We start from the raw sequence: 12,184 nt of genomic DNA on the forward strand, positions 1-12,184 counted from the left end.
CGGCGATCCACCAGTGCGACTACCCGCGTCGGAGATTCCGACCGGCCGGATACCGCCGTCCGGAGTTTCCCGGCGATGTGCAGGCGCTAATGTGGCGCCACAGGCGAGAACGGACCGGCGGCACTTCGTCCGGTCGGTAGGCATTCGGCAGCCGTGGGCGTCGCGAACCTACCGCCGTGGTGGGGGTCGGTGGCTGGTCGACGACGAGAACAGGACTGCGCGCGTATGGAGAAGAGTCGGTGGACGACGGTCACCGAGTCGAGCTTCGAGCACGAGCGCCGGGGGCTGGAAGCGATCCGGACGCGGTTGCCGGACGTCGATCCGTGGCTCGCGTGGTCGAATTTCACCTTTACCGCAACGACCGGGCATATCCGCGAGGTCGACCTGCTGGTCGTCGCGCCGAACGGTGTGCATCTGATCGAGTTGAAGGATTGGAGCGGCCGGCTGCACGGCCGCAACGGTGACTGGGTGCAGGAACTCCAGCGCGGCGGAACCCGATATCACCGCAGCCCGCTGCATCTGGCCAATCAGAAGAGCAAGGAGCTCGCCGGGCTGCTCGCGTCCCACGGAGTGCGGGTCTTCGTCGGCAACGCCGTCTGTCTCACCAACCCGAACCTGCGGTTCGAACTGCCGGAGGGCGATCGCGCCAACACGCACACGGTGCGCGAGCTGATCGACCGGCTCGGGAGCCCGGTGCGCGACGCCCGGCACCGCATCGACATGCAGCGCTCGAGGGCGATCAAAAATGCGCTGGAACAGATCGGGATCCGGCGCAGCGACGCCGAATTCACAGTCGGCCCTTACCGTTTGGAACGCAAACCGTTCGATGCGGGCGCCACCTGGCAGGACTATCTGGCCACCCACACCGAGCTGCGCGAGCCCGCGCGGGTGCGCATCTACTTGCGCGAGCGCGGCGCCGATGAAGCACAGCGCCGTTCGGTCGACGATGCCGCACGCCGGGAAGCGTCGGTGCTGCGCCGCTTCACCCACCCCGGTGTGGTGCGCCTGGAACTGTTCGACCCGTCCGGCCATTCCGCCGGTCCGGCCCTGATATTCCGGTACCACCCCGAGACCCTGCATCTGGACGAGTACCTGCTGCGCTTCGGCCACCTGCTCGATCTGTCCGATCGCATCGAACTGGTCCGCCAGCTCGCGGAAACTCTGCGGTCCGCGCACGGTGCCCGCCTATTCCATCGCGCGCTGGCCGCACGGTCCATTCATGTCCTGCCGCGTCCGGGCAGCGGCGACGCGAAACGGTGGGGCAATCCACGACTCCAGATTTCGGACTGGCAGACCGCAACCCAGGGCTCCCAGGGCACGGGCGCCACCATGACCAGACATGCCCCGACAGCGCTGTCGGCGCAGCATCTGGGTTCGGCCGCCGATGTGTACCTGGCTCCCGAGTTGCAGGCCGTCGCACCCGATCCGATCGCGATGGATGTCTACGGGCTCGGCATGCTGACCTATCTGCTGGTGACCGGCAAGCCGCCGGCGGGCAGTCAGGCGGAGCTGCTGGCCCAGTTCGAGGCCGGTAAGGATCTGCGGCCCAGTGCCCTGGTCGACAACCTGGTGCCGGATATCGATCTGCTCGTCGCGACCGCGACGGCGTATCACCCGGGCAATCGGGTGTCGTCGATGAACGAATTCCTGGATTTCCTCGAAGTCGTCGAGAATGCGCTCACCGCACCGGAAGAGCCGGACACCGAGCCGGACAAGGACCCCCTGGAAGCCGTTCCGGGCGATGTTCTCGGCGGCCGGTGGCTGGTGCGCCGCCGTCTCGGCACCGGTTCCACGAGCCGCGCGCTGCTGGTGCGCGACCTACAGGCCGAGGACAAACAACGCGGCGCCAAAGCCTATGTGGTGCTGAAGATCGCGCTGTCGCCCGACCGCACGGAGACCCTCGAGCGCGAAGCCGCCGTCCTGCGCGGCATCCGCCGCCATTCCGGCGTGATCAATCTCGTCGATCCGGGCGTGATCACGCTCGCCGGCCGCACCGCCCTGGTACTCGAATATGTCGGCGACGAACAGGGTCTCGACAACAATACGAGCCGGCGCACCGAGGAGACGGTGGCCCGCGAGCTCCGCGACAACGGCCGGCTCCAGCTCGGCCGCCTGGAAACCTACAGCGATTACCTGTTCGGCGCCGTCGATTTCCTCGAGGGCGAGGGCGTCTGGCATCGCGACATCAAACCGGACAATATCGCGATCCGGGTGCGCCCCAACCGAACCCGCGAACTGGTCCTCATCGACTTCTCCCTGGCCGGCTATCCCGCCAAGCACGCCGACGCGGGCACCGACGGCTACCTGGACCCGTTCATCGGCACCCTGCTGCGTTCGTCCTACGACGCACACGCCGAGCGGTACGCGCTCGCGGTGACCCTGCATGAGATGGCATCGGGCGAACTGCCGCGCTGGGGCGACGGCAGTGTGCTGGCGCGGCAACTGGACGCCAAGGAGTTCCCGTATCCGCGGGTGGCGGCCGAGGCATTCGACGCGGCGGTGCGCGAGGACCTGGTGGCGTTCTTCCGCAAGGCCCTGCATCGCGATGTGGCGCAACGGTTCCCGGAGCTGAAACCGATGCGCGACGCCTGGCGCAAGATCTTCCTCGACATGTCCCGCTCGGTGCCGTCGCGTCCGCTCAGCGACCACCCGGTGCTCGACGATGTCGACGACACCACCCCGGAGCAGCAGCGGTTGCTGATCGCCGAGCAGGCGACCCGCGACACGCACCTGTCCCAGGCCGGTCTGACCGCCGCATCCGAACAGTTCCTCTACGGTCTGGGCGTCACCACGGTCGGTGAACTGCTGGACTACGGCCGCACCCGCCTGATCAACGCCCCTGGCCTCGGTGTGCGCGCCCGGCGCGAAATTCAGGAACGGGTGAAGGAGTGGGCCAAGCGCCTCGGCAAACAGGAGCCGGCGCCGCTCACACCGGAGGCCCGTAAGGAAGCGAAAGCGGAAATCAGTGCCGCCCAAGCGGAGTCGACCGCCGGGCTGATGCGCACCCTGAGCCTGGACACACTCGCCGCGCGGTTCGTTCCGGAGCGCAACAACAACGGCTCGAACTCCAGCAAGGTCGACGCGGTGGCGCGCCTGCTCCGCATTCCGGGTTCCGGCGATCTGCCGGAGCTGGACATGTGGCCCACCCAGACCGCGGTGGCGCAGACCCTGGGCCTCACCGGCGGCCGGGTCGCACAACTGCTGCGCGCCCAGCGCCAGCTTTGGAAGAAGGACCCCGCGGTCCAGAACCTGCGCGCACAGGTGCTGGAACTGCTCGAGGGATTCGGCCGGGTCGCCGCCGCCACCGAGATAGCCGATGCCCTGGTGACCAGGCTGGGCACCCGCCTGCTGGATCGAAACGACCGTCGCGCACTGGGTTTGGCCGCGGTGCGCGTGATCACCGAGGTCGAACAGTTCGTCCCCGACGAGGCGGCGATCCTGGTCGCGCAGAAACGCGAGAAGGGCCTCGATCCCGTCGTCGTCCTGGCGTTGGAGGTCGGCGACGACACCGATCCGGATACTCCGGGTGCTCGGGCGCTCACCAATTACGCGCTGAAACTCGGTGAGGCCGCCGACGTACTGGCCCGGCACGAATCGGTCCCCACCGCCGCGGTGGTGCTGGAGCGGCTCGTCACGGTCGAACGCCCGCTCGGCCGCTCCACCATCGACGAACGCCGCCTGGTGCAGCTGGCCGCGGCATCCTCACGCACAGCCGCGGTCACGCCGCGCCTCGAGATCTACCCGCGTGATCTGCCGCTGGAGCGCGCGATTCGCCTCACCCAGGCCGGCCTCTACGTCCCCTCCGACCTTCCCCGCGAGAAGCAGGCGGGACTGCGCGCGGAGACCGTGTTCGAGCGAATTCTCGCCCGTTTCCCCGAACTCGTCATCCCCGGCAGCGACCGCAAACTCCCCACCCCGGAATTGACCAAGGCACTGGGCGACGCGGGGTTCGACCTGGTTGTCGCCACCAACGCCGACACCCGGGAACCGCGCTACATCCCGAAACATCTCGACCGCGCCACCAGCTACACCGCCCACACCCCGCGCTGGTCCACGGCCACCACGTCACAGTTCGCCGACACCTACTCCGACGATCCCGATCTGGCGAAAGCCGCACGGGCCGAAGAACTTCTGTCCGGCGCCGCGATCCGCGAGGGTTTCCGCGTGCTCACCTGCCCCACCGCTCCCCCGCATTCCACGCCGGACGCCATCCGCGAGCTGCGCGACCGGTTCGGTGCGAACCCCATCTCGGTGACCGCACTGTTCCTGGCGAATATGCACGACCTCGTGCCACCGGGCCGCAAACCCACCTGGTCTACGATCCTGCGCGCCGATATCGCCGAGTCGGGCAGCAAAGCCGCACTGAAGTTCTCCGAATACGCCCGCACCGCGTGGGGCCGGGTCGAAAAGGAACTGGGCGACTCGATCCGCACCGACGGACCGCTGCTGTTGCACGACACCCTGCTGTTCGCCCGCTACGACGCCATGGGTGTCCTGGCCCGCCTCGCCGAGCGATCCCGCCGCGGCGCAGGAACTCTGTGGTTGCTGTGCCCACAAGCCGATCCGTCCCGCCCACCACATCTGGGCCCCACTGCCGTGCCGTACCAATCCGCCCTCAACGAGTGGATCCCGCTACCGCAGTCGTGGACCAGCAACAAGCATCGCGCCCCCGCCACAACCGAATCAGGAGCCCAGCAATGATCGACCGCGCCGCCCTACTCTCCGACCTCAAGAAACAGGTCAGCGCGGCCGAAACCGATCTCCACCAGCAGTTGCGCGTGCTGGACGAGGTGAAAAGCCGCCTGCACGAAGAATATTCGACGGCATTCAAACTCAAGCGCACCGCCGCCACCGAAAGCGCCTGGCTGAAGGAACGAGTCACCCAGGTAGCGGTCGCATGGATCCTCGGCACCGTCTTCGTCCGCTTCTGCGAGGACAACGAACTCATCGCCGAGCCCTACCTCACCGGCCCCACCGACGACCGCCGCGAACTCGCCCAGGCACGCTACGAAGCCTACGTCGAATCCGACCCCGACCCCACCTACCGCGGCTGGCTGCACCGAGCCTTCGCCGAACTCGGCGCCGGCCAAGCCGGGAAACTCCTGTTCGATCCGGCACACAACGCCCTCTACCAAGTTCCGCTCTCCCACGACGGTGCGCGGGAACTCATCGAATTCTGGCGTGAGCGGGACGAAGCCGGTTCGCTGATCCATGACTTCACCGACCCGCTCAACGATGAAGGTATCAACGGGTGGGACACTCGCTTCCTCGGTGACCTCTACCAAGATCTGTCCGAAGACATCCGCAAGAACTATGCCCTGTTGCAGACGCCGGAGTTCGTTGAAGAGTTCATACTCGACCGGACTCTCACCCCCGCGATCAGCGAATTCGGTTACGAGAGCATCAAACTCATTGATCCGACGTGCGGGTCCGGGCACTTCGTGCTGGGTGCGTTCCGACGCCTCACCAAACTATGGGCCGAAGAACAGCCCACCAAGGACCGTCACGAACGCGTCCGGGCCGCACTCGATTCCGTACATGGCGTCGACATCAATCCCTTTGCGATCGCCATCGCTCGCTTCCGACTCCTGGTGGCGGCGATGGCGGCGGCGAACGTACGCACGCTTGCTGGCGCTGCGGGGTACGAGTGGCCCATCAAGCTCGCGGTCGGTGACTCGCTGATCAAGGCTCGGCAACTTGAGCTCTCTCTCGAAGGCGAACAGGTCGACCTGCTCGCTGAGTTCTCTTACGCCACTGAAGACGTGCAGGACTATCCGGGGATCCTGGATCCGGGGCGGTATCACGTCGTGGTCGGGAACCCTCCGTACATCACTGTGAAGGACAAGAACCTCAATGAGATTTACCGAGGTCTGTATAACGCTTGCTCCGGCACGTACGCGCTATCCGTCCCATTCGCACAGAGATTCTTCGAGCTAGCGAAGGCTGGCTCTTCGAACGGAGACGGATACGGCCTCGTCGGACAGATCACAGCAAACTCTTTCATGAAGCGAGAGTTCGGCACAAAGCTGATTGAAGAATATTTCGCGAATACAGTTGAGCTCACTGAGGTCATCGATACTTCGGGAGCCTACATTCCCGGACACGGAACACCCACGGTAATCCTTATCGGAACCCGGAGGACGGGGCGAGATCGGCGACCGACTATCCGAACAGTCCGTAGTATCCAGGGAGAACCCAAGGCACCTGAGGATCCAGCGAAGGGCCTTGTCTGGCAGGCGATAGTGAACCAGATGTCGTCTCAGCCCGGCCCTAGCCAATGGGTTTCCGTAGACGATCTCCCCCGAGATCAATTCGCAAAGCAGCCATGGGTCCTCACCGACGGCGGGCTTGAGATGATCGAACAACTCGGGCTGTATGCAACCACCACGCTCAAGTCGGCTATCGACGTCATCGGCCGCACAACCCACACCGGCTTAGACGACGCGTACTACCTGTCACCAAGCGCCGCAAGGACACTCGGGATAGATGGCTCGTGCGTACCCGTCGTCCTGGGGGATACCGTGCGCGACTATACGATTACCCCGTCCATGTCAACCTACTTCCCATACGACGCCGATGGCGCGGCGCGCGATATCGACATCGACGAATCACGGTTCCTGTGGCCGAACAGAATCTTGCTGCAACGTCGGGTTGACTTCGGTCATACACCGGAGCAACGAGGGCTCCGGTGGTTCGACCACAGTATGTTCTTTCCTAAGCGGTACAGATCGCAACTTTCCATCGCCTTCGCCTTCGTCGCGACGCACAACCATTTCGTACTGGATCGGGGCGGAAAGGTGTTCAAGCAGTCCGCACCGGTGATCAAGTTGCCGGAGGGAGCAAACGAGGAGGAGCATCTGCGCCTGCTCGGACTGCTCAACAGTTCCACCGCCTGCTTCTGGCTCAAGATGGTGAGCCACAGCAAAGGCAATGCAACCGCAGCTAGTGGAATACCCGATCAACCGTGGTCATGGAACTATGAATTCACCGGCACAAAACTGGAGGAGTTTCCCCTCCCACGCGCAACTGACAGTAGGTTGGCGAGGGAGATCGACCAACTGTCTCAAGACCTTTCAGCTACGTCTCCCGCGATCGTGGTATCCGACCAGATCCCCACAGTTACCTCGCTCCGGGCTGCCAGAAGCGAATGGGAGCGCATTCGAGGAAGGCTAGTTGCCCTACAGGAAGAGTTGGACTGGCAGGCTTATGAGATTTACGGGCTTATCGACGACCCACTAACAGCTTCCCCAGACGACCTGCCACCGATCTCCCCTTCCGAACGTGCATTCGCTATCGTGCTCGCTCAGAAGAGCGAACAGGGACTGTCCACGTCAGCTTGGTTCACGCACCACAATCACCGATTCGTTCCGATTAAAGAGATACCAGCTCATTGGCCGGACTCCTACAAGCAGGTCGTCCAACGACGTTTGAATGCAATCGCATCAATACGAGCAATTGGAATGATCGAGCAGCCTGACTACAAACGGCGATGGGCAACCGAAGGCTGGGATGTCCTACAAGACAAGGCACTACGATCCTGGCTCCTCGACCGAATGGAGTCCCGCAATCTCTGGTTCGGCGATAACGACCAGCCTCAAATGCTCACGCTCTCCCGCCTGACGGACCTCCTGGCAGCTGACGAAGACTTCGTCTCGGTCGCCGCCCTGTACTCCCCCCGCACTGACCTGGGACAGGTAGTCGCCGACCTCATCACCGACCAACATGTCCCGTTCATCTCCGCCCTGCGCTACAAGCCCTCCGGCCTGAAGAAGCGGCAGGACTGGGAACACGTGTGGGACATGCAGCGCCAAGAGGACGCAATGCCGGATGGTTACGAGAAGAGCGAGTTCCGCAAGTCCATCCCCGTCCCCCCGAAGTACACGAATGCCGACTTCCTGCGCACATCCTTCTGGCAGGCGCGTGGCAAACTGGACGTCCCGAAGGAACGCTTCATCTCCTACGGCTCAACCAATGTCGCCACCCCCGACCTCTACGGCTGGGCCGGCTGGGACCACCGCGAACAGGCGATGGCAATCGCGATCCACCTCGCCGAACACAGCCTGTCGACAGAGGAGATCATCCCATTCCTAGCCGGCCTGCTGGAACTCCAACCATGGCTGGACCAGTGGCACAACGACATCGACCCAGACTTCGGCATCTCCCCAGCCGAATTCCTCAGCGGCGACCGCCGAGAACGACAGGCCGAACACGGACTGACCGACGACGACCTACGCAACTGGCGCCCCCAACTGGCCGTCCGTAGCCGTCAAGGCCCGATGAAACGCAGAGTCAAAAAGAATGCCATTGCCGAGGGAGGAGACCGGTAATAGTCGGGTTCCGCCGCTTCACATCCGGGGCATCATAGGAGAAAAAGTGCCACACCCCCATGATCTCATTCAAGCACTCTCTTCCCTTCGCTCTGGACAGTTGCGCGACTTTGGACCGCCTTCTGCTGATTCAGCGGCCGTAGGTGTCGAGTTGAGCCACAGACTGGACACTACTTACGCATTGATGGACCAGTTGCTTTACTTGGCGCTGCGCAGTCGAGGTGCGGTTGATATGCCGGTAATCGAGAAGACATTTTGGGAACTCAGTTTTTCCTACAAAAATTTCCCATGCCGGCTGCGACATACCCGATCCGGAATCAAGCTCACAGTGCGGGTGGAGCAGGAGCATGACATGGTCGCTGCACCCGTATCCGATGCCCGCGCCAGGGAAATCGGGGCCAAGCTTGGCAGCGCAGTAAAGTACCTCCAGATCAAAGTTGTTGAACCAGGAATTGCTAAACAAAAGGCGGACAATAATGTCCGGATTGTGAATCAGCACGACCGCTATGCCGGCTTCGTATCCTACTTCAGAGCAAAGCTAGACCAGTCGCTCGACCAGATCGAGGAATCACCTGAATTGCCACGGTCAGCGCGAGCACAGGGAAGTGAAAGTGATCTTGAATCTGACTTAATGGAGATAGCGGGCCATATGTGGGCGGAGCGGGATCGGCGACACGAAGTCGCCTACTTAGCTACCGCGCTGCTCGCGGGCTATTTCTCGTTAGTGCAGCACCGCCTGGTACTGCTCACTGGGTTCTCGCCAGCTGCTCTTGAGAGCAATTTTTCAGTCGAGTCACTTGTCGGCAAAGAATGGTGGAGACAGTTTGAGTCGGCGGCACTTGGAAGACAGAATCCGCGTGACAACACTGCGCTCAGCGACCTGCACTACCTGGCCAAGAAATACCGCAACACACTGCTTCATGGTGGTGGCGGTCGACTGGCCGATGGAATTTTCGTGGAATGGGCGCCGGGCTACCACACGATCGAGACCGAGCGAGGTGTCTTTAACGATCAATTCATGCTCTGGCAGCCGGCCCTTACTGTGGATGAAGCACGCGACATCACGGTGAAGATGGATCGGATCGAAGCGTGGTTCCAAACCCTGCCGTATTTCCCGTGGGTTGAAGGGGGCTTGCCAGTCAGTTTCGCGCGGAGTGCAGTCGAGCTCGCGATGGAGCATCTAAGCAACGGAACAGCCGCGGAGTATATCGAGCGAGAAGCGATCAGGTTCGATCTGGGTGTCAATGGTGAACTGTAGGTATTGCGGGTCATGAGTTTACTAACGCTTGGGTGAGGGCAGGCGAGAGGGGACGGGCCTTCCGTCGGCAAGGTGGAAGACGTCAATCACCCGTCCACTCAACCGGAAAGCCCCCGCTTGCGTCCCGGAGGCCTCCCTCAGAACGTTGGACAGGAGATCAAGCGGCTGTGGCAGCCACGGGGAGTGCCTGTTCAAATGCAATGCAATAGGGCTTGTCATCCCGGTCGATGAATAACGACTTTGAATGTCGTACCGGTGCATCCATTTTGTCAACCAAAGCACAGGGGAGCGACATGGAAGAAGTCGAGTGGCAGCAAGAGATTCCAGTTGGTGTGAGATGCGAAACCAGCGTAATTGGGAAGGATTTCGCTTCCGCGCTAGCCGGCACACCAATGACTGTGCATATGCCAGTGAGGTTCACCCTGAATGGTGGACAGGGGTTTAAGCAGCTTCGGCTGCGATTGTCAGTGACTGCTCGAAACGGACGGGACTGACGTTACCGATCGACGAGTGCCGACGGCGATTGTTGTACCAGTCCATCCAATTGTCAACCGAGGCAATAAGTTCTGTCTTCGTGGCATAGGCGTGCCGGTAGTAATGTTCGTGCTTGAAACTCGACCACAGCGATTCGGATGCGCTGTTGTCCCAACATATTCCGGTCGCCCCCATCGACCGCCGCAGCCCGTGCCGGGCGCAGGCCAGCGTGGTCAGATGCGCGGTGAACTCACCACCGCGGTCCGAATGAAGGATCGTGCCCTCGACCCGGCCGCCGCGGGCCGCCACCGCATGGTCGATAGCGGCGGTGACCATGTCGGCACCGATGTGGTCGGCGATGCTGTAGCCCAGCACGCGACGGGTGTGCCCGTCCCGGATCGCGCAGAGGAACATGTCGCCTTCTCCGCAGGTCAGGTAGGTGACATCGGTTGTCCATACCGCGTCGGGACGGCCCTGGTCGAACTGGCGGGACACCAGGTCCGGCGGGAACGACGCGGCCGGATCTCGCACGGTGGTTCGCACCTTGAACGTACGCGGGCTGATGCCTTCCAGCCCGATAGAGGCCATGATCTTCGCGACCGTCTTGGCCGAGACCCGCTCGCCCTGATCACGCAATTCGCCGGTGATGCGGGGCGACCCGTAAGTGCCGGCGGACTCGGCGTGGACCTCGACGATCTTTGCGGTCAGGTCGGCTCGCCGTTGCTGCCGGCCGGTGGGAAACGTTGCCGCGCAACGGTTCACCCACGCGTGGTAGCCGGATTTCGATACCCGCAGCAAGCGAGCCATGCGGCGGATCGAGAATCGTTGTCCCTCACAGCGGCTGGTGCCGGCGGTCTCGATGTCGTCGGGGCCGGCGTACTTGGCCATCAGTTCGAACCGGGCCGGTTCTGCTGCATCGCGGCAAAGTACGCCGAAGCTTTTTTCAGGAACGCGATGTCCTTGTCCTGCTCGGCGACCTGTTTCCGCAACCGGAGCAGCTCTTCGCGTTCCGCTGGCAACAGCGGTTTCTCACCGTGGACGGCGGCGGCGTCGAGGCGGCGGCGTTCGTCGGCGACCCAGCGCCCCAGCAGGCTTTCGTGGATGCCGAGTTCGCGGGAGACCTCGGCGACGGTGCGTCCGGAATCGATCACCCGGTGGGCGGCCTCGACCTTGTACTCGGTCGTGAACGACCGGCGTTTGCGAGACATGCGAACATCCTTCCAGCAGGATCGATGATCCTGCCAAGTCGGTGTCCACTACTCAGGGTGAACCTCACAGGGCCTCCGGTACAGCTAGGTGCCCTCTACCTGACACAACCCCTCGGGATAGGGGGACGCGTTCAACTCGACCCGGGTGCGTGGGGGTGCTGGCCTCCACCGCCGCCGGAGTTCGTGCTAGTAAACCGCATCGGGTTCACTGCCAAGATCCCCGATACTCAGCTCGTCGGCGAGCACATCGACAACTGGGTGGAGTGCTTTATGTCCTGGCTGGATCTGCTCACGGGTCAGCATGTGACAACCGTGGGGTACCGACCACCGCGGCAGGCCATGAATCGAACATGCTTGTATGTGCGCGAGCCCGACGGATCGCTGACATCTGAGTATGTTTTTCGCCCCTTTCCACCGGTCTACGAAGATCTGGGTCACGTTGTAGCGACAACGGAATTGCTCGAACACAGTTGCGCACTGGCCGGTGACAACGAACAAGTACCGATGGCATGGACATTGCTCCGCGACGCCCGCGCACTCCATCGAGTTACACAAACGCGCCGAGCGGCTGTCGAATGCGGTAGCGCTGTTGAAATGGCAGCCAAGGCGCTCGTGGACAGGCGCAACATCACTATCAAGAGGCCCAAGCCGACGCTCGGCACATTTCTCTTCGCCCTCCGTGACGACGACTATCCGCTGCCGATTGACTTCGAATCCGCAGTTCTCGACGTGCGAAACCGCGAGGTCCACATGCTCCCAGGCTGGGGATCGGTCAGCAAGGCTGAATCACTCCGGATGCTCGAGATCGCCACGATCCTTGTCGAAGATGCCTTCCCGTTCCCCCGCGGTATCAAGCGCGTGTGGTGAGATTCTCGACCATTCGGCCACATCCGTACCGCTTGGCGAATACCGAGGGG

The 12,184-nt window shown here is 62.8% G+C and carries 6 protein-coding genes; 4 read left to right on the forward strand and 2 right to left on the reverse strand.

Going from position 1 to position 12,184, the window contains the following annotated elements:
* Positions 1-225: 225 nt before the first annotated feature.
* The 3 genes from pglW (at position 226) to LKD76_RS21490 (ending at position 9,585) form a co-directional block, all read left to right on the forward strand.
* Positions 226-4,701 carry a BREX system serine/threonine kinase PglW gene (pglW, locus tag LKD76_RS21480; protein WP_227983160.1) on the forward strand — a complete coding sequence of 1,492 codons (4,476 nt, stop codon included), beginning with the start codon at positions 226-228 and terminating at the stop codon, positions 4,699-4,701.
* On the forward strand, positions 4,698-8,327 hold the full coding sequence (gene pglX, locus LKD76_RS21485; RefSeq protein ID WP_227983161.1) for a BREX-2 system adenine-specific DNA-methyltransferase PglX: 3,630 nt from the start codon (positions 4,698-4,700) through the stop codon (positions 8,325-8,327). Before pglW ends, pglX begins: the two co-directional genes overlap by 4 nt.
* A gap of 184 nt (positions 8,328-8,511) precedes the next feature.
* Positions 8,512-9,585: a hypothetical protein gene (locus tag LKD76_RS21490; protein ID WP_227983163.1), complete on the forward strand. Its 1,074-nt coding sequence runs from the start codon at positions 8,512-8,514 to the stop codon at positions 9,583-9,585.
* 441 nt (positions 9,586-10,026) lie between these two features.
* Here the strand turns inward: LKD76_RS21490 and LKD76_RS21495 are convergent, their stop codons facing one another.
* The gene (locus tag LKD76_RS21495; RefSeq protein ID WP_227983164.1) at positions 10,027-10,947 is read right to left on the reverse strand and encodes an IS3 family transposase; all 921 of its coding nucleotides are present in this window, start codon (positions 10,945-10,947) and stop codon (positions 10,027-10,029) included.
* Positions 10,947-11,267 (reverse strand): transposase, encoded by a 321-nt coding sequence (locus tag LKD76_RS21500; protein WP_227983165.1) that lies wholly within the window; start codon positions 11,265-11,267, stop codon positions 10,947-10,949. Before LKD76_RS21500 ends, LKD76_RS21495 begins: the two co-directional genes overlap by 1 nt.
* 183 nt (positions 11,268-11,450) lie before the next feature.
* Here LKD76_RS21500 and LKD76_RS21505 point away from each other — a divergent pair, with 183 nt between their 5' ends.
* Positions 11,451-12,134: a hypothetical protein gene (locus LKD76_RS21505; RefSeq protein ID WP_227983166.1), complete on the forward strand. Its 684-nt coding sequence runs from the start codon at positions 11,451-11,453 to the stop codon at positions 12,132-12,134.
* Positions 12,135-12,184 lie beyond the last annotated feature (50 nt).

Origin of the sequence: Nocardia spumae, from assembly GCF_020733635.1 — a bacterium.
Taxonomy (GTDB): Bacteria; Actinomycetota; Actinomycetes; order Mycobacteriales; family Mycobacteriaceae; genus Nocardia; species Nocardia spumae.